Source organism: Amycolatopsis sp. NPDC054798 (assembly GCF_053611505.1).
Window position 1 is genome coordinate 140,858 of the sequence record NZ_JBSHAM010000003.1, and the last position, 23,851, is coordinate 164,708.

Annotated in this window: 8 protein-coding genes and 1 pseudogene; 4 read left to right on the top strand and 5 right to left on the bottom strand. The window is 73.1% G+C overall.

The window, feature by feature from the left end; all coding sequences use genetic code 11:
- The first annotated feature begins 1 nt into the window (after position 1).
- The 3 genes and pseudogenes from ACWGIC_RS03470 (at position 2) to ACWGIC_RS03480 (ending at position 15,232) form a co-directional block, all read left to right on the top strand.
- Positions 2-13,075 carry a WXG100-like domain-containing protein gene (locus ACWGIC_RS03470; protein WP_452074306.1) on the top strand — a complete coding sequence of 4,358 codons (13,074 nt, stop codon included), beginning with the start codon at positions 2-4 and terminating at the stop codon, positions 13,073-13,075.
- A gap of 17 nt (positions 13,076-13,092) precedes the next feature.
- A pseudogene (locus tag ACWGIC_RS03475) lies at positions 13,093-13,347 on the top strand (YrhB domain-containing protein); the annotation flags it as partial.
- A 1,138-nt stretch (positions 13,348-14,485) separates the two neighbouring features.
- Positions 14,486-15,232, top strand: a complete 747-nt coding sequence (locus tag ACWGIC_RS03480; RefSeq protein ID WP_452074307.1) for an ADP-ribosylglycohydrolase family protein — start codon at positions 14,486-14,488, stop codon at positions 15,230-15,232.
- 327 nt (positions 15,233-15,559) lie between these two features.
- Here the strand turns inward: ACWGIC_RS03480 and eccB are convergent, their stop codons facing one another.
- From eccB to ACWGIC_RS03500, 4 genes are all read right to left on the bottom strand, one after another.
- Positions 15,560-16,996 carry a type VII secretion protein EccB gene (gene eccB, locus ACWGIC_RS03485; RefSeq protein ID WP_452074308.1) on the bottom strand — a complete coding sequence of 479 codons (1,437 nt, stop codon included), beginning with the start codon at positions 16,994-16,996 and terminating at the stop codon, positions 15,560-15,562.
- 5 nt (positions 16,997-17,001) lie between these two features.
- Entirely contained in the window at positions 17,002-18,375 is a 1,374-nt protein-coding gene (gene eccD, locus ACWGIC_RS03490) for a type VII secretion integral membrane protein EccD (RefSeq protein WP_452074309.1), read from the bottom strand.
- Between the two features lie 160 nt (positions 18,376-18,535).
- A complete protein-coding gene (locus tag ACWGIC_RS03495; protein ID WP_452074310.1) occupies positions 18,536-19,210 on the bottom strand; it encodes a hypothetical protein in 675 nt (224 codons plus the stop codon).
- Positions 19,211-19,238: 28 nt separating this feature from the next.
- Entirely contained in the window at positions 19,239-19,583 is a 345-nt protein-coding gene (locus ACWGIC_RS03500) for a hypothetical protein (protein ID WP_452074311.1), read from the bottom strand.
- A gap of 163 nt (positions 19,584-19,746) precedes the next feature.
- Here ACWGIC_RS03500 and ACWGIC_RS03505 point away from each other — a divergent pair, with 163 nt between their 5' ends.
- Complete coding sequence (locus ACWGIC_RS03505; RefSeq protein ID WP_452074312.1) at positions 19,747-21,732, top strand: protein kinase domain-containing protein; 1,986 nt, start codon at positions 19,747-19,749, stop codon at positions 21,730-21,732.
- A 15-nt stretch (positions 21,733-21,747) separates the two neighbouring features.
- Here ACWGIC_RS03505 and ACWGIC_RS03510 read toward each other — a convergent pair whose 3' ends face one another.
- Positions 21,748-23,847: a transglutaminase family protein gene (locus tag ACWGIC_RS03510; RefSeq protein WP_452074376.1), complete on the bottom strand. Its 2,100-nt coding sequence runs from the start codon at positions 23,845-23,847 to the stop codon at positions 21,748-21,750.
- Positions 23,848-23,851: the final 4 nt, after the last annotated feature.

The window sequence follows — 23,851 nt, forward strand, 5'->3', positions numbered from 1 at the left end:
GATGGCCGACGGCGACGTCCAGGAACCCACCGAAGAGCTGTGGATCCGGGTCAAATCCGACTGGCTTTCCCGGCACGCCGGGTGGATCGACGCGATCTGGCCGCTGGACAGCGAATCCGACGCGCGGAGCCTGGGCGACGTCTGGGACCGCCTGCGGGACGCGCTCCTGGCGCTGCACGACCAGGCGGCCCCGCACGCCGAGAGCCTGCACGACACCTGGACCGACCTCGCGGGCGTTTCCGCGTATGTCGCTGTGCACCAGCTCTTCGACGGCACTACCGACAGCGAGGGACTGGTTCAGCTCGCCGGGCACTGTCACGAATTGGCCGAAGCCTGCCGCGACTACGCGAAGGACCTCGCGGACATCAAAGGCGAGATCGTCTCGGAAATCCTCATCAACGTCGCGCTTTTCGCCCTGTCCACATTGATCGCCGGACCGGCGGGCGAGGCGGCTTTCGTGGCGAGGCTCACCGCCCAGATCGTGGCCAGGGTCGCCGCGTTCGCCGAGAAGATCGCCGCGTACAGCCGGGCGGCGAGGCTGGGCGTGGGGGCGGTCAAGTTCGCCGGGGAGGCGGCGCTGAACGCCGGGCGCGGGGCCGTCGGCAGCGGGGTGGGCAACGTGCTGGGCCAGGAGTTGAGCTCGCTGCGCGGGTACGGCGACTTCGACAAGGACAAGTACGACCACGCGTGGAAGGCGGGCCTGATCGGCGGGGCGCTGGGGCACGCGGCGAACCGCACGCTGGGGAAGGCCGTCACCGACATCTCGGCCAAAGGCCTGGGAAAAATCCCGAAGATGACGGAGGACGCCGCCAAGCAGCTCGGTTCGGTCGCCGGCGCGAGCGCGGCCGGAGCCGTCACCGGAGCGGGCACGAACTACCTTGTCGGGCGCCCATGGGACCAGGGCGCGATCGCCGGCGCCGCGCGGGGCGGAATGCACGCGCTCGGGGCGGCCGGCATGAAGAACACCTACGAGCGGGTGACCGGGAACCAGCACCCGACCATCCGCGACCTGATCCGGTCCCACATGCCGACGCCACCCGACGGCGGTCCCCCGAACACCCCGATGCCGCCGCCCGGCAACGGCTCCCCCGCGCCGCACTCCCAGTCCGCCGGCGAAGCACACGGTTCCGCCGAACAGTCCGGAACGGCCCAGCACACCGAGGCGCACAGCTCCGCCGAACAGCAAGCCGCGGCCCAGCGCGCCGAAGTGCCCCTCGCCGGACGGGCCACCGGTACAACCGACATTCATCCCGGCGCGGGCCTGGCCCCGAGAGTCGACGCGGGCGGATCGGTTGCGGACGTTACGAACCTTGTCCGGCCGTCGTCGCCGTCGTCGGCACCGCCGCAGTTGTCGCCGTCGACACGATCCTCGCCCCTCGCGCCGCACTCGCCCGCGAGCCCGGCGCGGTCCGACGCACCTGCCTCGGCACCGGCAAAGGAGGCTGGGGCGGGCGGTGGGACCAAGGAAGCCCCTCCGGCGAAGGACAGCGCGCCCGCGCCGGAGAAGACTGCTCCGCCGCGCGCGGACGAGGCTGTTTCCGAGGCCGCGGAGAACTCGTCCGGTGAGACGACGACGGCCGCCGCGGAGTCGAAGGCGGGAGAGGTAGTCGACCTGAACGCGCGGCGGAATGCCGACGCCGCCGCGGGAGCGAAGGCGGTCGAGGCCGCCGGGGCGAAGAAAGCTCCGGAGAATCCTCCTCCGGATGAGCCGCCGGGGACGGTTCAGCGGCCGCACGAGCCAACCGGTCCGGTGCGGGATTCAGGGGGGTCCGGCGCGGCTCGCCGGGCAGCCGAGCCGGTGGAAGCGGCCACGCCCGCTCAGAGTCGGAAGGACGGGCCGGGTACGGCTGGCTCGGCGGGCGAGGGTGCCGGGACGACGCGCACTGCTGCCGCGGCACGCCACGGTGAGCCCACGCCGCTCCGGACCGCGCGGACGGCTGGCGACGGTGCCCAACCGACGAAAACCACGGCGGCCCACGGCGAGCCTGTGCCGCAGCGAACGGCAGGATCGCCGGAAAGCGGTGCCCGGCCGACGAAAACCACTGCGACTCCTAGCGAGCCCACGCCACTCCGGACCACCCGGTCCGCAGACAGCAGTCCCCAGCCCACGAAAACGGCAGGATCACCCGACAGCGGTGCCCGGGCAACAAAAACCGCCGCCGCCACCCACAACGAACCCACGCCGCTCCGCACCACCCGGTCGGCAGAAAACAATGCCCAGCCGACAAAAACCACCGCGATCCACAGCGAGCCCACGCCGCAGCGAGCCGAGGCCGCGGGCCGTGACGAGGCCGCACCGGCGGAGCTCAAGGACTTCCGGCCGAAGGAGACGTTCGCCGGGCGGGCCAAGAGACTCCTGCTGTCCGAGCCCGAAGCGAAACTCGCGGAACTGTCCGAGCGCGCCGCCTACGCGCGCGACCGCGGCATCGGCTGGCTCGGCGACCAGCTGCTCGGCTCGCTCGGCGGCCACCCCGCCGGGCCGCGGCCGGGCGATCGGTGGTTCGACGTCGAGACCCGGCGGAACGAAGCCGGACTCGCCGAAGTCCTCGGGCGGTTGCGCGAACTCGGGTACTCGCTGCCGGACTTGGCGGAGCTGGGCGTCGCGTCCCGGCATCTCGCGCTGGCCGACCGGATGGTGCACCGGGAACTCACCGAAGCGGAACTCAAACAGGCCCTCGTGGCGCGGAGCAACCTGTCCTCCGCCGAAGGACGTCCCGCCCGCACGGCGTTCGAGGAAGTGTTCTCGAGGACCGGCGATCTCCTGGCCGAGGCCAAGGGGCTGGAAGCCAAAGCCCACGAAGCAATAGCCCACGAAGCGACAGCGAAGGCCGAGACCCCCGAGCCGCCGCCGGAGCCGGTTGCCTTCACGTTGCTGCCCGGCGAGGGGCTCTCGGGCGGAGAGGCGGGCGCTAGGGCGGTGTTGCGCCTGGTTCCCGTCATCGCCGGGGAGAGCGAAGCTTTGGCGGTCGGGAACCGGCCTGCCCATGCTGAGCCGGAGGCCGCCGGAGCGCGCTTGCCGGGCGGTGAGGGCACGATTTCTCCGGAGCGCGTCCGCGCCCTCCCCGACCTGTGGGACAACTACCGCGCGCAGGCTCGTTCCGGCGGGCTGTCCGCGCACCTGCAACTTTTGCACGACGCCCAGACCGGGAACCTGGACGCCGCCAAGAACCGTGACTTCCGGCTGGCGTTGCGCGACTGGCTGGCCGAGGTGCCGACCCCGGAGGAAAGCGGGCCGCGCCAGCAGTTCCGCGCCGCCTTCGACGAGCTGAGCACGACCCCGGAGCACCCGCGCACCGAGCCGCGGGAACCAGTCCGGACCGAGCCGACGCTCCCCCGCACGCGGCTCGGACTGCCGGTGAGTTTCGCCGAAAGCCTGCTCGGCCCGGTCGTCGGCCCGGCACCCACAGTCGTCGCGGATCCGGTGCGGCCGCAGATCGGGTTCCCCGCGCGGCCGCCGATCCGGACCGAACCAGCCCCGGGTCCCGGCGATCTTCGCCCGAATCGGGTGGGCGACCCGGTACCGGTTCGCGTCGGGGATCCGCGACCCGAACCGGGACCCAGCGACCCGCGTCCCGCGTCACCGGCACCGAGCAGCCCGTTCCGCGAGGGCGACGTCACCGTCCCGTACCTGCCGCCGGACTTCCCCGGCCGCAGCGACCAGCCCGGATCCGTCCCGGATGTGCGTTACCCGCTGCCCGACGCACCAGAAGTGCCGCCCGTCGTTCCCTCCGCTTTCCCTTACCCCGCCGACAAAACCAAGGCGCGGCCGGTCCGCGAGCACACCGAGGTCGTGCCGCTGCGGCACGGCTACCCGGGCGAGGCGAAGCCGTTGCCGCCGGTTCCGGACGAAGACGCCGACGAGCGCTTCGACCTGCCGCGCGAGATCCGCGAGCAGCTCACCGAACAAGAACTGGCCGATCTGTGGGCGATGGTCCGCGCCACCGGCGCCCGCCCGGGCGACATCCTCCGCTGGATCGTCGACAAGGTGCTCTACGACCGGGTGCGCAAGGCGGGCCGCGGGCTGCCGCATCAGGACGCGAGTCTCGCGGACAAGCTCCGGTTTCTCGCCACGGAACGGGAAGCGGACCGGCTCCTCGTCGGCGACCGGCTCGCCGAACTCGCCGGAAGGCCGCGGGCGCGCGTCCAGGTCGCCGAAGAAGAGGAAACCACCGGCGACGGCGCAGCGGGCATCTACCTGCGGTACGGCGCCCTCACGACGTTGTCGTTCGCCTACGCCGAGTACACCAAGCGCCGCGAACTGCTGGACCGCATCGAGGCGCTGCTCAAGCTAGGGAAGTCCGCGGCGGCTGACACCCCGGAGCTCGCCGGACACGCCTACGAACTGGCCTTGAAACTGCTTCAGGAATACCTCGACCTGGTCAGCCCGGACCTGGGTTTCCTCCACTCGCTGAACCTGTCCGACGACGCGGAGTGGGCAGCGCTCGGCTTCGGCGGCGCCACGGATTTCCAGCCTCGCGGACAGGTCTACGACCACGGCGAAACCATCGGGCTGGCCGAGTTCTCCTTCGCGCACGCCGACAGCGGACGGCGGAACGTCGTCGTGGCCCGGCTGCGCGGTCTCGGCTCCGCCGACCGGGAACGGCTCATCAAGAACGCGCGGCGGTATCTGCAGAGCCAGCGCCCCGGGGAGAACAAGCCGTACGTCGTCCTCAGCGGGAACTGGCGCAACGCCAGCGAGGCAGATCTCGCCGATCTCACCGGCAACTTGCGGAACATGGGCTTCGCCGCCGTCCTGTACAGCGACCGCACCCGGCCCGCCGAAGACTCTCGGACCACCGCGGTGCACCTCGACGACACAGTGCGCGCCGAATCGGCCGCCGCACCGGCGCGTGCGGAGAAACCCTGGCTGGGCAAGGTATTCGCGGAGCTGTGGGAAGCCGCCGGGCCGGGCGGACAGCTTGGTTTGCAGCAGATCGCGCAGCTGCCCGCGAGCGACGCCGTGGCCGCCCTGGACCTGCTGCTCCGGCACGAGAACGCGCCCGTCGCGAGGAACACGCATTTCGCCGCGCTGGGCCGGGAACTGGCGCGGTTGCCGGAAGACCAGCTTCAAGCACTGCGGAACAAACTGCGCTGGCTCGGCGAATGGATCGACGGACGGCCGCCCTGGAAACAGGCTTTCGAAGACGCCCAAGGACTGTGGACCGCCTCCGGGCTGCTCGCCGCGGTGAACGCCGGAATGTCCATTGCGGACATCAGGACCTTCGCCCCGGATTTCGCGCCGCTGCACGCGAGCCCCGACGAGGAGGTCACGGCCGCGGCGGTGCTCACCGAACTAGCCCTCCACGAAACCGGTTTGGGCGACCTGTGGCAGCCCGGCGTCTTCGACGCGCCGCTCCGGCCGGACGGCGACACGGCCTTCCCCGCGTTCCCGGTGCGGGACGCGACTTCGACCGGACCGGACTATCACGTGGTCGTCGCGCGAGCAGCGAGCCTCGATGACCGCGAGACAGTGCTGGCCCGGTTGCGCCGGAATCTGGCCGCGAACGGCGCGCACAGCCAGTTCGTCGTGCTCACCGGCGAGATGACGGCCGCGGACCCCGACTCGCTGAGCGCGTTGTCCCAGCAGTTGCTCGCCGAGGGCTTCGACGCGGTCGCGGTGCACCGCCCCGGCGCGCCGTTCGAAGTCCTTGCCGCGCGGACTAACCTCCTCACCAGCCTGACCGCGCACGCCGTCGGCCCGCTCCGGCCGACGATCGCCCCGGGGCTCGCCGAATGGCTGTCCGGCAAGGCGGCGGCCAAGCACCAGGAGCACGTCGACCTCGCCGAGCAGGCACGGCGCGCGACGGAAGAGACCGAACCGAACGTCCCTGTCGCGCCCCAGCCGCCCTCGAACGGCACCGCCCAGTCCCCCGCCCCGCCTCAGCTATCCGCAAACGCCGCCGCCCAGACCCCGGCCGCGCTCCAACCACCCGCGAACGCCGCCGCCCAATCCCCCGCCGCACCCCAGCCGCGGTCGAACGCCCCCCAGCCCAGCGCGGAGGAAGCGGCTGCACCGCCGCTCACCGCCGCCATCCAGATCCACACCCCGCTGAGCACGATCGCCGCGGCGCGCCAGCGTCCGACCGCCGACGAAATCGCCCGGCGCATGCTGCCCGCCGCGGCAGTCGCGGCCGGGGCGCGCGTGGTCGAAAACGGCCCGTTCCCCCCGCCGTCGGACGACACCGTGTTCCTCGACCAGTCCGGGACCGTGTTCGCCTTCCAAGTCATCTCCGCCCCGAACCTCGGGTACTCCCCGCGCAACCCGATCACCTTCCAGGTCTTCCGGGAGCCCGGGGCCGGGCATCCGCTGCCGCTGGTCGTCCTCCGGCTGCCCGACTGGCTGCCGGAGGACCTCGCCGTTCTCCCGATGGCCCACGCGATGGCAGCAGGTGCGGCACAGATCGCGGCGCACCGGCGCGGCGAGCCGGATTCCCCGCCGGAGCACCAGTTCTGGCACGACCGGTTCCCCGGCCCCGCCCCCGCGCCCACGCCGGCCGACCTCGGTTACCTCGCTCAGGTCGCCGCGCTCGGCGCGGAACTCGACCGGGACGGGACGGGGTGGCGCGACCGGCGACGGATGCGCGCCCACCTGGCGCGGCTGCTGTCCTACCTCGGCATGGCCAGCGACGACCCGTACTCCGGCGTGCGACTGTCCGCGCTGGCCGCACACCGCACGGAAGGCGTCGACCGGGCGCTGGCGGTGGTCGACCGATACCGTCCGGCCAAGGCGGTCGAGGGCTACCGCGTCACCCAATGGCCGGTCGCGGACCCCGCCGTCGAAATCGGCCACCGCCTTCCCGCGGACGCCAAAGCGCGCCGTTTCGACCATGCCCCGGCAGTCGAAGCGGCGGTCCGCGAGCAGATCGGAAAGGCCGCCGAACGGACCGGAGTCCTGGTGGTGCCCGCCGGACCGGACCTCCACTACGACGTGTTCCACAATGGACGGCACCTCTTCACCGCGGCGTTCCACGTGCTGCCGCGCACCACGCTCGAATCGACCGGGGTGTCCGTGCACCCGGGCGCCCGGCAACTGTCCGGCTACCTCCCGGCCCGGCTCCGGCCGAAGGACGTCGAAGAGATCGCCGCCGCGGCACTCGCTTTCGGCACGCGCTACTTCCGCACCGCGACCTGCGAGCCGGGAACGCTGCGCCCGGACACCGACAAGGACCGGCTGCCGGAAAGCCCCGCGGACCGCGCGCTGGAAGCCCGGCTCGAAGTGCTGGGCGACCGGATCGCCGCGGCTCCGCGCTGGCGTTCGCGGCGCCGGGACCAGCTGATCGCCCAGCTGCGTACCCTGCTCGAAAACGCGGGGCTGGAAAAGCAACTGCCGGACTACTCCTACCGTGTCGAGGCGCTCGGCGCCAAGGCGCGTGCCGTCGTGGACACCTTCGCCGTGGAGCGGAAAGACACCGCTTACCCGACCACGGCGTTCACCATCGCGACCACCGTCGTGTTCGAGCAGCCCGCCACCGCGGCGATGACTGTCGCGCTTTCGATTTCCGGCTTCGCGAGCGGGCACCCCGGAAACGGCATCGGCTATTTCGTGTTCGGCGCGACGTCCGCGGTGCTGGGCGCGGCGATGACCCGGCGCTACGACATCGCCAGCGACAAACAGGCCGCGTTGAAGAAGAAGTACGACGAGATCCGCGCGAACGCCGACCACGGCCGGGATCAGCAAGAACTGGTCAGCAGCTGGCACGAAGTCAGTTTCGGCTCCGAACTGCCGAACACCGCCGTGCCGGCCCCGGCACAGCTCGAAAGCGACGCCCCGGACATCGCCCTGCCGCTGCGCACCCGGATCGTCCGGTTCAGCACCCCGCCGGTGGTCGCGCTGGGAGCCGCCGCCGCGGTCGGGTTCCCGCTGGACATCGCGACCGGCTCGTTCTTCGCGCTCGTCACGATGGGGCTGGGCACAGCGGTGTTCCGGCCGCTCGCGGAGGGCTACAGCCGACGGCGGCGCAAGGGCGCCGAGCTGGCGGCGCACGACGCGATCCGGCGCCTGCTGCACGAGTACGATCTCGAAGACGCCAAAGAGCTGTACCGGCAGCTGACTCACGCCCGCGCCGCGATCGCAGAGCTGCTGGCCGAAGGCGTCGTCCCCGACGCCGCGCTCGCCGAGCTGACCCCGGGGCCTGCCCGGCGCGCGGAGGTGGCTTTCGCCGAGCACGTCACCGGACTGAACCTGATGGACGCCGTCGCGAGCTTCCTGCCCTATCTGCCCGACCTGTACAAGATCACCCATCCGAGCATCCAGCCGCTCAAGGCCCTTCTCGACCACTTCACTCCGCAGCAGGTCCTGGCCGCCGTGGACCTCGCCAAACTGGGGGTCGGCGGTTGGATCTCCGCCTTGGCGGACAACCACCTCGCGGCGGGCGAGGTGCGCAACAAGCTCACCCGGATCGCGATGCGCATGCGCGCCGAACGCGAAATCCAGCTGCCGGCGCGAATCCGCGACCGGGACCTGCTGCTGCGGGCGCTGGTGGGCGACGCGCTCGCCGCGGTGGGATCCGCGAACGCGCGGCCGGGCCTCGACCCGGCGCGCGCTTCCGAACTGGAGCGGGCGCTCGCCAGGATCCGCTCGAAGCCCCCGCTGCTGCCGACGCCGGTGGCCCGCAAGGCGGCGGTTTCCCGGCTGCGGCACGCCGCCGTCATCACGGCGAAATCGGCGGCCGCGGGCGGGTTCACGGCCGGCTTGAGCGTGCTCGCCGGGGCGCCCGTGTGGGGCGGCGTGGCGGCCGCCGTCGCCGGGCTGCTCGCGATCGTCGGCAAGCCGTACTACCGGAACCGCGAAATCCTGACCGACGACCGGGCGGGCACTCCGGTCGAGCAGCAGAGCGATCGCGACGCGGTGGCCAACGGCCACGTGATCCGGCTCCTGTTCGAGATCGCCGGGAGACAGCAAGGCGAACAGCCGGTGCTTCCCGCGGTGACGCCGCTTTCCGAATTCGAGCCGCTGACCTTCACCGAGGAAAGCCTGCGCTCCGGGAAGTGGTCGGCGGAACTGCGGGAGAAGCTGGACGCCCTCGACCGCGCGGTCGAGAACGAACTGGGGCACTGGGGTTTCCGCCCGACTCTGGAGCGCCGCCAAACCTTGCTGCGCGACGAACTGCCCCGCCTGTCCGCCCGAGCGAAGGCGCAGCTGACCGCGTACGAAGGCAGCGAGCACGGCTTCCTCGCCAACCACCTGGACGCCACGCTGCGGGAGTATCTGCGCACCGGAGAGGGAAATTTCGCCGCGCACGTGGCAGAGGTGGTGCGGCAGCACGAAACCGCGGACGCGGCCCTGCTCCGCGGCCTGATTTCCGTGGTGCGGCAGTACGAAGGCACGGGAACCCTCGCCGCACGGCTCGGAGATCTGGTGCGGGAGCACGCCCGCAGCCGCCAGCTCGCCGACCGGATGGCAGGGCTGCTGGATTCGCGGCCCCGGGACGAGGAAATCGCCGCGTACGTGAAGCTCCTGGCGCACTGGCACGAGAACGACGGCGACGGCCAGCTCGCCCGCCAGGTGCGCGAATTGCTGCGGCAACCGACCGAGCGGCTCCCCGGCGAGCTGCGCCGGCTGCTGCTCCCGTTCGAGCACGAACGCACGCGAGCCGCCCGGTTCGCGGTGGCCACGATCCGCGAGCTCAACGGACTCCTCGACGAGTACCAGGCCGCGAGCGACCCGATGCGGTTCGCCCGCCTCGAACCGCCGGCCGCCGAGCTGCCCGAACCGGAGTACCGGAGCCCCGGCCAGGTGCTCGCGGGCGACCTCGACGGCCGCCCGGCCCCCGCCCGGACCGTGCTCGGACTGCGCTTCCTCGCCGACGTCCTGCCCGAAGGCTGGGCGAAGCGGGCGTGGACCTGGAGCTCCGGGCAGCTCGGCGAGGCCAGGAAGGCCGTGGAACTGGAGCTCTGGTTCAGGAAGAAGAACGGGAAGTACACGCTGCCCGCCGTCACCGCCGACACCGCGCCCGCCTCCGTGCTCACCCCGTTGCTGCGCGAAGAAGTGCCGCTGCTGCGGGAAGTCAACCCGCACTACCGGTCCGTCCGCCTCGACCGCTACCGGTACCGGTCCAACTGCGTGTCCGCCACGAGCGCCTTCTTCCACCGGATGGCGGGCTGGGACACCACCGCCGTGCCCGCCGGGGCGGAGCCGGAGACGCTGGCCGCGCTCTGGGAGCGGCTCGGCGGGACGTGGGAGGCCTACGGCAGCGAGTACGACCGGCTCATCGCCGCGCTCACCGGCCGCAAGGGGTTCGTGGGCGCGGTCGCGGTCCGCTCGCTCAACGACGACGGCACGATCGCGCGGCACGTGAGCGCGGTGGTCGTCAGCGAACGCACCAGCGGGCCGGTCTTCGAACGCATCGGCGTGCCGATCTTCGTCGACCCGATGACCGGGTACGCCACGAAGCTGCCGCTCCGCGCGCTGGAGATCCATCTGCTCCCGGTCGACCTCGACGCGCTGCGGTCGACGGAACCGGTCGTCCTGCCGCCCGCCGGGCTCCATCCGGTCCGGCCGGCCGAGCGCACCGAGGGCTATTACGGGAAACGGCTGCGCGCGGTCTACGACGTGCTGCGGCAGTCGCCCCAGTTCGCAGGGAAGAACCTTCCGCCGCTGCCCGCCGAACAGCAGAGCCCGCCGGTCCACGTCCTCACGCATCCGGTGTTCCACCTGTGGCGGCGATCGCCGTACGCGCGGGCGACCCGGACGCACGCCCTCCCCGCGATCGAGGCCGGGACCGTGTCGAAGTCGCAGGCGGCCCGTTTCGTGCGGGAGGCGCAGCCCGGCTACGACCGGCCGGACCCGAACGCCTACGGTGTCGCGTGGAATCCCGACGGGACCGTGAACCAGAGCTACCTCGCGTACTGGTTCGGCGGATTCTGGTTCCACAGCCACGATTCCTACGACAGCGTGATCATCGCGATGGCGGAACGGCCGCTCGGAGCCAGGGCGCTGCTGCAGATCGTGACGACGGACCGGGACGACAACGAATACCACCAGCTGTGCTGGGTCGCGCACGGTCCCTACGGCATCGCGTTCTTCGACCGGCTGGAAGGGACGCTGCTGCGCCTGCCCGAATATCCGGCCCGCCTGGCCCTGCTTCCGTTCACCGACGCCTTCCTGCCCTGGCCCGACGCGCCGCCGGAGTACCAGCCCGCGGCGGGCAAGCTGTACGTGCCGGACCCACCGGCTCCGGCCCCTGTCCCGGGCGTCGACCTGCGCCGCCCGTACGGCGAACCGCAGGCGACCCGCGCGCCCGCGCCTGGTCCGATGTGGACACCGGGGCACCGGGACCTCGCCCGGGATCCGCTGTCGTCCGGGGTGGACGAGGGACGCGGGGTCAAGTTCTCGACGCCCGGCCCGCGCCGCCCGCTCCGGCCGCCGACGCGCCAGTCACCGCATCCGGCCGGGCCGTCGCCGGACCCGGCGAAACCGGCGCGTTACGGTCCCTACCACCGGCTGGAAAGCCGCACCCAATCCGCGGAAACGGCGAAGCTGATCGAGGAGTCGAGCCAGGTCTGGGGCAAAACGCCCCGGCACGGCGCCAATCCGGCGGTGCAGGCGTGGAACGGGCCGCTGCCGCCCGGCAAGCGCGGGGTCGAGTTCTACACCGACGTCAAGCCGCACTTCTACCGCAGCAAGCAGGGTCTGCGGGAATGGCGTGCGGAGCAAGGGATCCCGACGGACGGCGAATTCGCGAAGCTGGATGTCGTGGTCACCGGGAACACCCAGGTCGAGGCGCCCCCGGAACCGGCGGAGAACGTCATCCTGGCCGAGGCGGTGGCGGAGGTCGAAGCCCGCGGCCCGGAGGCGGTCCTGCGCGAGGACGCGCTCGCGCCGCCGCCCCGGCCGCTCGAACCGACTCCCGCCCAAGCCCAGACGCTCGAGTCGATCCGGGAAAACGCCAGCGATGCCCCGCCCGTGGGCCCGCCCGGCGAGGTCGCCGGACTCGTCGCATGGCTGGCCCGGGAAACCACTGGCGCCACCGGACCCGGCTCGGTCCGGTTCGACCGGGTCTCCTGGATCTACCAGGCTCTGGAGGTGCTGCGGCGGGACGGCCCTGCCCGGATCACCGGCGTCGAGGACGGATTCGCCGCGCCCGACCCCACCGGACACCGCGAGATCCGGGTGTCTCTCCGCCTGCCCGACGGCCGCCCGGCCGAACTCCGGCTCGGGCTGACCGCGATCGACGAGGTCGCCGGGACCGCGCGGGCACTGGGCAATTTCGCCCGTGCCGTCGAGGAAACCACGCCGAGCAGCCCGCGCGACGAAGCAGTCGCGGCGATCCTGCGCCGACGGCAGCGCGAACTCTTCGAACAAGCCCTGCGCCGCGGTCTGCCCGCACCGGCACCCGCGGAACCGGAGTCCTTTGCAGACCCGGACGAAGCATTGCTGGCCGCCGCCGAGATCGTGAGCCACGTCGAGTTCGGCGACCGCCTCGCCAGCGCCAATGAAACCCATTGGCTGACCTACGCCGACGGTTCGCAAGCCATCTACAAGCCCGCCGAGGGTGAATCCCGCACGCTGGCCGTGCCGATTCCCGTTGGCGGGCAAGGGTTTCGGGAGAACGCGATGTACCGGCTGGCCCGAGCTGCCGGTTCGGACGTCGTGCCGGTCACCGCGTACATCGACGGCCCGCGCGGCCGCGGTTCCGCGCAGCGCCGGATCGACGGCCTCTCCTCCGCGCTCGACGTCTCGGCCTATCCGCGCGCGCACCAGCAGGAAATGGCATACCTGGGCTATGTCGGGGCCAGCTCCGACTGCAAGGCGCTCTCCAAGGACGGGAAGGTCGTCGCGATCGACAACGGGCAGAATTTCCCGGACTACGCTGACGATCTCATCGGGATCAACTCGCCGTTCGTGGCCGCCTGGCTGGACCGGCCGCTCGACGCCGACGTGCTGGAGCGCATCCGCGCGATCGATCCCGGGTGGCTGGTGCGGATGCTCCGAGCGAGCGGGATGAGCGAGCACGCCGCCGACGAGGCGCGCGACCGGCACGAAGAAGTCCAGCGGCTCGGCCGGATCGGCGGGCAGCAGTGGTCCGGCCGGATCTGGAACGGCCGCAACGGATTGGCGAGGGATTACCGGTGACCGACAAAGGAACGACAGTGCGAACCTCAGACGCCGAGGCCGCGGCAGCGAAGGTCGAGCAATGGCTGCGCACCGGCACCCCCGTCGACCTGACCGCCGGCGAGCACGCCGTGCGCGTCGACCGCGACCACGTGCTGCGCGTCCCCGACGGCTGGTACGTGCCCTACGACTCGGCCCGCGCGCTGGACACCGGCGACTGGCTGGCGGCTCTGGTCCCGCAGCCCGCGCTCGTGGTCCGCGAGGACGGCTCCCTGCGGCGGCCCGACCTCAGCCCGCAGGGGCGGCTGCCGAGTTCGCCGGTCCCGGCGGCCGGGGAGGCGGACTGGCGCGAGGTCCTGGAGCCGGAGTTCGAACACAGCGGCGTCGCCTACCTCGGCGTGCCGGCGGAAGCCGTCCTCGCCTGGCGCGAGTACGCCGACGGCGCGCCGACCGGCGAGATCCGGCTCAACCCCGGCTACCGGCAGGGGCCGGAACGGCTCGGGTACCCGCCCGCGGACACGCCGCTGGAATACCTGCTCGGCTGCGCGGAAACCGGCCGCTACGACCGGTCCCGCTACCTCGCCGGGCTGCTGAGCGCCGAGGTGCTCGTGCCGCTCGACCCCGGCCGCGGGCTGCCGCTGGAGCAGCAGTGGGAGGACGACCGGACGATCCTGCGGGTGTACAGCTCGCGGCGCAGGCTGCCGGTCGGCACGGCGCAGTGGCTCCGCGCCGACGTGCTGTCGGTCCTCGAAGACTTCCCCGGCGCCGGTCTGCGGATCAACCCGGGATCGTTCCCGGCCGACCGGCTCACCGCCGAGGAATTGGCCCAGGCTCGCCGCGACTGGCCGAACTTGCGCCCGGCTCCGCGCGTCGTCGAGGTCTCGCCCGAGCATTCGGCGCGGGTGGCCGAGACCGCCCGGGTGGTCGGCGAGCGGTTCGGCTTGGCGCAGCCGTTGGCCGGACTGCCCGAGGCGGTGGCGAAAGCCCGGGCGGCCGGGTTCGAACTGTCCGAAGAGGAATGCGAACGGTTCGTCGTCGGCCGGGCCTGGGAGCGGCACAACGGGGCGCGTCCCAGCGATCTCGACGCGCCGCCGGGACAGGATTGGCCCGAAGACCTCGCCGCCAACGGGCTGACCGCCGGTTGCGACGCTCAAGGCCGTATTCGCCCGCACGCCACGGGTTCGGGCAAGTTCTTCCGGCAGGACGCGGACGGCGTGCGCTTCCAATGGCACCGGATCGCGGGCGCGTTCATCGGGTTCGCTCTCGGGGAATCCCTCGGGCTGGCCGTGGACCGGTCGCCCGTTTCCGAGATCGACGGCGAACCGGCGCGAATCGGTGCGCTCGGTCCGCTGACCGCGCAATTGCTGTTCCACACCGACGGCCTGTTGCGAGCGCTGCCCGGCACCCCGGATCTGCGCGAAACCGGCGCTCGTGCCCAACGTCGCTGGCAGGAACCGGAAATCGAAGACGCGGCTGACGCGGGTCGAGGCACTGCGCTCCCGGGTCCCCGTCGCCCCCGCTTCGGCGGACGACGTCAGTTTCCTCGTCCCGGGCCTGGCCGCCGCGCTGTGCGGAGGCGAACCGGACACCGGCGAACGCACCGCGGCGGAAGCGGGCCGGCTGCTCGCCGCGGGCGCCGGTGCCGACGAACCCACCGCAGACTCCGCCGCGGCGATCGCCGAACTGTTCGCCCGGCTGTTCCAGCGCGCCGACCCGGTCTGGCCCCCGCACGTGCACGTCGAGCAGATGCTGGCCGCCGGGTCGGTGTCCGGCCCGGTCGCCGGGACGCTGGCGAGCGCCGCCCGGGCGCGGGTCGAGCTGGTCCGGGCCGACCACGAGGAACTGGACGCGCTCGGCACCGGGCAGACCGCCGCGGACGCGGTCGGGCGGAGCATGACCGCGGTCTTCCGCCGGTTCTTCGACCCGCGCTGGACTTTGGCGGCGGCGATCCGGCACTCCGGCCGCAGCGCGATCACCGGCGCGCTGGCCGGTGCGGCACTCGGCGCGCGGTACGGGATGCCCGGGCTGCCCGCCGAGTGGCTGCTCCGGCTCGAACCCCGCGATCTGGTGGAAACCGTTGCGGGCGACGCGTTCTGGCACTTCTCCGCCCACCCACCGCACGCGGATCCCCGTCATGCCGCGCACTGGGAAGCCCGCTATCCGCGAGAAACCCGCTGAAGCAGTGCTCCGCTCAGTCCCCGCGGTCAGTAGGCACCAACTAGCCGCGGGGAGCTGGCCCGTCAGACGTCCGACCCGTCCCTGAGCCGCGACCGCGATCCCAGGTGTTTCCCCGCAGTCAGCTCAACACTTAGCTCAGCTCCGCGGATTTGACGGCCGAACCGGGCGCAGGGCCACCAGCAGCAGGCCGGTGTCGTCCTCGCCGGTCAGCGGATCGGCCCGTTCGGATCCACAGCGAAAATTCCGGAGTGTCCGCCGCTGAAGGGACGAGGTCGCTGCCCTGTCAGCCCGGGCAGCGCGGTCGCGAGCACAGGACTCCGGCAGCCGTTACCCGCCGACCGTCGGCCGCATCGCCGCCGCCGGGTCCAGACCGGGTCCTTCCGGCAGCCGGGCCACGAGCCCGCCGGGCAGCCGCACCGGCGCGGCCGACGGGTAGCCGAGCGTCTTCGCGATGTCCGGCCGGGACAGCGGATAGCGCCGCCCCAGGTCGGTGACCAGGGTGAGCGTGCCGGACCCGGCCTGGGCGGACGGCATCGCCTCGACCAGCACCGCCGAGCCGGGCGGCACGTAGACGCGGTCGGCCAGCGGGGTTCCCGCGGCGGACCGGCCCGCGGTGGGCAGCAGCTCGTTTTCCGGCGGCAGCTGAGGTCCGACGATCAGCCGCGGCGCGCTCGCGCCCGGTGCGTAGACCGCGCACAGCGTGGCGTCTTGATCGGACAGCCGGGCCAGCCGCGGCCGGGCGAGCGGCGCGGCGTCCGCGGTGGCCGGGAGCGGGTCCAGCTGGCGCGCGGCGGCTGCCTCGGCCGGGGCGAGCGGGAGCGCGCGGGGTTGCGCGCCGGAGTAGGCGGCGCGCGCCAGCTGAGCGTCGGCCAGCTCGATTTCGTACTGCAGCTCGGTAATCGGGCGAAGCGCGTCCGCCTCGGCCGCGTAGTACTGCTGTCCGCCGCCCGCGGTGTGCACGACCAGCAGCGAGCCGGTGACCACGTCGGTCCGGCCGGGCACGGCGACCGACGGGCGGCCCGCCTGAGCGGACGGGAGCGGTCCGATCGGCGCGCCTTCCGGAACGACGTCCAGCCAAGCCTGGCCCGCGCGCGCCCACGACGCGGCGGTCAGCGCGAGTCCGGTGCCGACCGTGCCGTAGTCGGTGATCTTGTGCCGGTAGCCGTGCCAGATCAGGTAGCGGTCCCCGGTGGACACGAGCTGCACCGGCAGCGCCTCGTCCGCCAGCCCGGTCCCGCCGCCCGGATCGGAGCCGGCGAGCAGGACCGATTCCTGGATCGCGCTCCCGGCGGTGTCGCTGGCCGGTGCCGAGCACAGCGACCACGACCCGGTCCGCAGCCGGTCCGGGCCGGGCAGCGCGTCCGGGGCGTCCGGGATGCCGATCCGCGGCCCGCGCGGCACGCCCGCCAGCGAATTCCCGGACACCTGCTCGGTCGCGGCGTGCTGCCCGAGCGCCAGCAGGGCGGACGTGTAGTTCGCGACCGGGTACAGCCTGCCGTTCTGGTAGACGTAGCGCGTGCCGGTCTCCTTCTCCACGATCACCGCGGCCTGGCCGCGCCAGGATTCGTTGCCGCCCGGCACGATCATCCCGTAGACGCCGACGCAGGCCAGCGACACGATCGCCAGCGCGAGCCCGGCGAACGCGGCGGCGCCGGAGCGGCGGAACGGCGGCTGCTCCGGATCGGTCTCCCGGGTGACCAGCGCGGAAATCGCGCGCTGGACAAGGAATTGATACGCCTGCAGCTGATCGCGTTTCGACGCCACGGCCCTCAGCCCCCCAGCCCGCGCACGGCGGCGTACAGCCCGAGCACCCAGCACGCGACCGGCACCAGCGAGCACACCAGAAGGATCTCGGAGTATTCGGCGAACCGGCCCAGATACGGGTTCGGCGCGCGGGTGCTGAACAGGAGGCCCGCCCCGGCCGCGACCGCCGCGGCCACGAGCAGGATCGCCCCGGCGGACACGAGCGGCAGCGCGGAGCCTGGTCCGGCCGCCAGCGCCGCGGCCCCGGCCATTCCGGCCGCCAGCAGCGGGATACGCTGCCGCAGCGTCGGATACAGCCGGGCCCGCACCAGGAATCCGGCCGAGACCACCGCGACCATCGTCACCGAAGCGGCGCTGCCGTCGCGCACGAGCAGCGCCTCGCAGCACACCACCACCGCGGCCGCACCGGCCAGCATGCCGGTGAGCAGGCCGTCCGCGCGGGCCACCGCGGCGTGCACCCGGTCGACCGGCGGCTGCGGATCGTCCCGGACCAGGTCCGCGGTCGACCGCGGCAGCACCGGCATCGGCACCTTGCCGAGCCGCAGCGCCAGCGGAGCGAACACAATGGACAGTGCGAGCAGTCCGGCGGCGAGCGCTGCCGCCGCCTGGTATGCCGCGAAATCGCCGCTGGCGGCGACGAAACCGCCGATCAGCGCGAAGAATCCGGCAGTGGCCGCGGCCGTGAACCACGGCTGCGCCGCGGCGACCCCGAGGTAGCCCGCCACGGCCGCCAGCGTCAGCGTCACCCCAGCGAGCATCACCTGCCCCGGCGCGAGATCGGTCAACGCGTGCGTCCCGGCCGGCAGCAATCCGCCGCCGAGGAACGCGAACGGCAACGCGACGGCGGCGAGCACCGCGCCCGCCCCGGCGTCACCGGCCGCACGGGCGAGAACGACGCCCGCCACCAGCAGAATTCCAGCGACCGCGAGCGCCCACACCGCGGGACCGGTCCACGGCGCACCGGCGCGCAGCACGGCAATCAATCCTAAGAGGACAGTCGCGCCGCCCGCGGCGAGGCCCGCCGCGCGCGTGTGCCGCGGTCCCCACGCCCGGCCGAGCCCGCTCGCGCCGGTCGCGATCGCGTCGACCACATCGTCGTACTCCGGCTCCGGCCAATCAGCCCGGGCCGGGAGCAGATGCAGCACTTCGCCGTCGCGCACCCGGTGCCCGGCGAGCGTGCGGCCGAGGTCGAACCGCGCCCCGTCGGGACGGCGCAGCTGCCAGCCGCCGCCCGCCGCGCCGTCGTCGGCCAGGCCCTCGCCCGCGCGGGCGAGCAGGCCGGGCAGCAGTTCCGCGACGCTCGCGTGCTCGGGGAGCGCCATGTCGATCCGTCGTTTCGGGGCGGCGATCGTGACTCTGATCAAGCCGGCTGTCTGCATGCGCCCACCTTCTCCCGGGAACCGCCGCCGCGGGGAGCCGAGGCAGGAACCTGCCGCGTCCCCGGGAATCTCCCTGTATGTCCACAAAGGACTTTTCTGGCACGGAAATGCCCTTGCCCCAGAACAGGTTCCGGGGCAAGGGCAGGATCGGGGTCCGCGGTCAGGCAGGGACTCCGCGAAGAGCGTTTTCGAGCCGGGCGGCGAGGTCCAGGACGGTGTCCGCGCGCAGCTGCCAGCCGGTCGAGGCGGCGCGGTGCAGGGTGCGCACCACCAGAACCGCGCCGTCCGCTCCGGGCGTGATCATCAGCAGCCGGGCTACGTCCCAGCTCTGGTGGGCGGTACCGCTCGGCAGGTTTTTCGTCTGGCCCGCGCGGGTGGTCGACAAGCGGTTGGCCGCTTCGAGCAGTTCCGCGTCGGCGTTCAACCGGTCCGCGAACGCCGGGTCGCCCTCGAACGGGGCGAGTCCCCTGCTTCCGGGCGCGCCGAGCGAAACCCGGACCGGGTTCGGCAGGCGCAGCGGCACCGCGTAGATCAGCTCGCCCAGGCCGAGCGCCCGGCGCATCGCGCTGCGGCCGGTCATGACCGCGGCGCGGAGTTCGAACGGGCGCGGCAGTTGCGCGTCGACATAGACGAAGCACTCCGTCGGCGCGGGCATGCCGCTGAAGCGTTCGCGCGGCGGCAGGAGACTGCCTGCCGGGACGCCGGTGCTGGTGCCCGGCAGGGTCGTCGCCATCGGGGCGGCGGCGAGGCCGAGTTCGTTCCGCGCGGCCGCGGCGACGTCGGCGGCGACCGTGGCGGGCTCGGCGCGACGGCCGGTCCACAAAGCGGCGGACATCGGGATTCCTTTCGGAGTTCGAGACGGCTCAGGCCGGGCGCGCGGACCTGCTCAGCTCGTCGAACCGCGCTGAGGCGGCTTGCAGTTCGGGCTGGAAGCGGCCCGGCCGCAGCTGCGCGAGTTCCTGCCAGCTGGCGACCGCCGCGCGTGCCTTGGCGAGAGCGTCTTCTCCGCGCGCGGCCAGCGCGTCGCGCTCGGCGTCGAACTGCTGTGCCTGCCGGAAGAGGGTCTGCGAGCGGTCCTCGGCCGGAGCCGGGGCGGCCGCTTCCGCACGGGCGACCCGGCGCTTGCGGACGGTCATGCTGAGCCAGCCCACGCCGAAGATGATCAGGCCGGTGATGAGCGGCTTGGCGATGATGTGCCAGATGTCCATGGCGGATTCCTGTTCCGTAACCGGCGGCGCGGGCCGCCGAAGCTGTGGTGACGGGATCGAAACTAGCCACGGCGGATGAGGTTTCGATGACACGCGCGCGAGAGAGGCAGGAACCTGCCCGGGCATTGCGCCGGACGCGCCCGCACAGGGGAGAATGGCGGCCATGAGCATCGGGGTGGGCGAGGAGCGGCTGCTCGCCGAAGGACCGGTCGCCAAGGTCTACGCGGGCCGGCTGGCGGGCGAGGACGTGGCGGTCAAGGTGTTCGACGGCGTCCTCGACCGCGACACCGCGGCCCGGTTCGACCGGGAACGCAAAGCGCTCGCCGGCGTGCGAGGCGAACGGGCGATCCTGCCGGTCGACGAGACGGGCGAACTGCCGGGCGGCCGCCTCGGCGTGCGGATGGAGCTGTGCCAGCGATCGCTGGCGCAGTTGCTCGACGGGCAGCTGCCGGTGCGCGACGTCCTCGCCGTCGGCTGGACGGTTTCGGCCGCGCTGGCCGCCGCGCATCAGGTGGGCGTCGTGCACGGCGGGGTCACGCCGCACAACGTGCTGCTGCGCCGCTCGGGCGAACTCGCTCTCGCCGATTTCGGGCTGGCCCTGCGCCGCCGGTTCCCGCGCGATCCCCTGCACGCGGTGGACTACGCCGCACCGGAAACGCTGCGGGACGACGCCCTCTCCGAAGCGAGCGACCTGTACGGCCTCGGCGCGGTGCTCTACACCGCGCTCACCGGTTCGTCGCCGTTCCCGCGCCGCACCGGGCAGCAGCGCGCCGAACGGATCCTGCAGGTCTTCCGCGACCCGGTGCCGCCGATCCGCGTGCCAGCCGCGCCGCCCGCGCTGACCGACCTGATCGGGCGGCTGCTGGCCAAGGACCCCGCGGACCGGCCCCAGGACCCGGCCGCGGTGGCGGAGACGCTGGAGCGGCTGTACCAGGCGAGCGCCGCCCCGGCGGAGGTGGAATTCGACGATTTCGCGGGGCACGGACAGGTGCCGCTGGATTACCGCGGGGCGCCGCAGGCGGCTGGGTTCGGCTGGGCGCCGCAGCAGTCCGGCGGCTGGGCTGGTGCCGCACCGGAGCCGAGCGGCCTCGGCGGTCCGCACCGACCCGGCGCACACCCGGGCGGTTCCGTTCCGCTCCCCTCTCCGCCCGCCGGTCCAGGCGGTGCGGTGCCGCAGCCGCTCGGACTCGGCACCGCACCGCACCAGCCGGACGGCGGTTTCCCTGGCGCGCCGCAGCGACCCGGCACTATTCCTGCGGCCCACCCCGGCGGCCTGAACGGCGCGCCACAGCACCAACCTGTCGGCTCAAACGCTGTTCCTCAGCACCTCGGCGATTTCCGCGCGCGCACCGACCCGAACGGCGCGGCACAGTACCCGCCCGTCGGTTCGAGCGTCGCCCCGCCGCACCCCGGCGACCTCCCCTATCCGCCCTCCAGTCCAAACGGCACGGCACCACAACCGCTCGGACTAGGCACCGCACCGCACCAGCCGGACGGCGGTTTCCCTGGCGCACCACAGCAACCCGGCACTATCCCCGCGCCCCACCCCAGCAGCCTGAACGACGCGCCACAGCACCAACCCCTCGGCTCAAGCGCGGCTCCACAGCACCCCAGCACCTTCCCCACCGCCCCCGAGCCCGCCCGCACCCCCGGCTCCGGCCGCACTCTCCTAGCCACCTTCGACGACACGAAGCAGCCCCACAGTGGCCGGAAGCTGCCAAGGATCGCGTGGTGGCCCGCGCTCGCCGCGGGGGCGGCCGCCGCAGTCGGGGCGGTGATCGTGGTGCCGATGCTGACCTCGCCGCGCGACCCGCAGCCCGCGCTGCCGCTGGCGACCGCGCCCTCGACGGGTCAGCTGCCGCCCGCGGAGCGGGCCCCGGTCCCGGACGTGCACCTGGCGCTGGCGGCCCCCGCCGACCTCGGCACCCAGATCAAACTGTCCTGGACCGCCGAGGGAAATCTGGACTTCGCGGTCGTCGTCGGCGCCGAGCGGCTCGCGCCGATGGTGCTGGTGGCCCACCGCGACCGCACGATGTCGGTCCCGGTGGACCCGGCGCGCAAGTACTGTTTCCAGATCCGCGCGACGGACGGCAGCCACGTGTACGAAACCCCGCCGGTTCCGGTCCGCGGCGCGGTCTGCACCTCCTGAACCGACCGCACTGTCCTAACTGGACCGCCGGAACAGCGGCCGGGGATCGAACGCCGCGCGCACCCGGCTCCGCCACGGACGGCCGGCCAGAGCCCGGCGCAGCTCCCGGACCTCCATCCACGCGACCCCGACCGCGCTGTCCGAGGGCGGGAACCGGGACCACAGCGCCGTGTCCATCACCCCGGACAGCCGCAGCACCGGATCGCGCACCCGCTCCCCCAGCGCGACACCCGCCGATTCCGCCAGGTCCCGGGGCGTCATTCCGGCCCGGTACGCCACCCCGTGCGCGCGCAGCCGGTCCCGCGCGTCGGCCCACGCACCGAAAATCGCTTCCTTGCCGAGCCGGCGCCGACGCCGTCTCGTCCGGACCTTCTTCGCCACTGGCACGCCAAGAAGCCCGCACAGCAGCAGCCCGGGCACCATCGCCGCAGCGATCCACCACGGCCAGGTGCCCGTGCCGGACACGGACGCCGCGGCTTCGGTCTGGCTGTCCGGCGGCGGCACCGGCGGCTGGAGCTTTTCGAGCGGCGGCAAGTGAGACTGCGCTCGCCCGGCGGCTCCGGCGAGCCCGGACGACTTGGCGGAGACGGCCGCGGACTTCGTCGGGTCCAGCGGCACCCAGCCGACGCCTGCGACCGCGACTTCCGGCCACGCCAGCGCGTCCCCGGAGTGCACGACGTGCTCCCCGGCGGTGTCCGCGCCGCGGTAGCCGACCACGAGCCGGGCGGGGATGCCGGTGATCCGGGCCAGCGCCACGTAGGCGGCGGCGAACTGCTCGCTCGTCCCGCGTTTCGAGACGGTCAGGAACTGCCGCAGCTGCGGCCAGGACGCCCCGGTCGGCAGGTCGTCGCCGACCGCGAGCTGGTAGTTCTGCTGGAGAAACCGCTGCAGCTGCAAGGCGGACTGGAAGGTCGGACGCAATCCGCCCACCGCCGTCCAGGCGAGCCGGGCGATGTCGTCGGGCACCGCGCCGACGCCGCTGAGGCCGCCCGGCGCCTTCGCGTCCACCGGTGCGGTGGCCAGGTAACGCGCGTCCGCCTCCGGCGCCGACCAGGTCATCCGGTACTCCGCCGGCCCGCCGGGAGAGGCCGACAGCACCATGCCCGCACCGGGATCCACCAGCGGCGCGGTACCGTTCACGCTGGTCAGGCCCGGCTGGCTCGGCAGCCACGGCCCGGACAGCGGCGGCACGCTCAGCTCCGCCGAGACCTCCGGCGCACCCGGCACGCCGTCGAGGCTCGTGCCCAGCCGGCGCAGCTTCGGCACGGCCGACCAGCTCGCCCCGTCGAAGCCGGTCAGCACGACCAGCCGCCACCGGTCGACCGGAGCCGTGCTGCGATAGCTGAACACGGGCCGCGCCGGATCGGCCAGCTGCCCGGCGATCTCGTCGAGCGGATTGCTGACCGGGCTTTGCGGCGGCGGCACCGGATGGCCGTCGGCGAGCCGGTACGGCTCCCGTCCCGCCGGATCGAACCCGCCGAAGGCGACCGCCCCGGCGGCGATCGCGACCACCAGCGGCAGCGCCACCCACGCGGCCGAACCGGACGGCCGCCGCAGCCGCAGCGAACCGCCGCCGGGCCGCGCGGCCCACAGCAAGAGCCCGGCGGGTGCGAGATACGCGACCGCGGCGTACAGCGCGGTGAACCCGGTCAAGGCCTGATACGCCTGCGCCAAACCTGCCACGGCCAGGCTCGGCAGCAGCGCCACCAGCGGTGTTTTCAAGCGCAGCAACAGTTCCAGCCCGAGCACGACGGCCAGCAGCACCGCCAGCGGCACGAACAGCAGCTGACCGGCGTCCGGCCGGGCAGGCCAGGTCGACTGCAGCGTCCGCAGCCAGCTCTCGGTCAGCCCCTGCTGCAATCCTTGCAGCGAGGCACCGGTCGGCAACCCGGCGATCGTGGTCGAAAACAGCGTGGTCTCAATGATTCCGAGCAGTCCGAGGACCAGGACGACCAGCGGACGCCACGCGCTCAACCTCGGCAGGCGGAAGCACAGCTCGGCGGCTCCGCAGCCCAGCACCGCGACCACGAGCACCGGCACCAGCAACGCGGGCAGCCCGAACACCGGCGCGAACAACAGCCCGGCCACCGCGGTGGAGCCGAGCAATCCGGTCACTGCC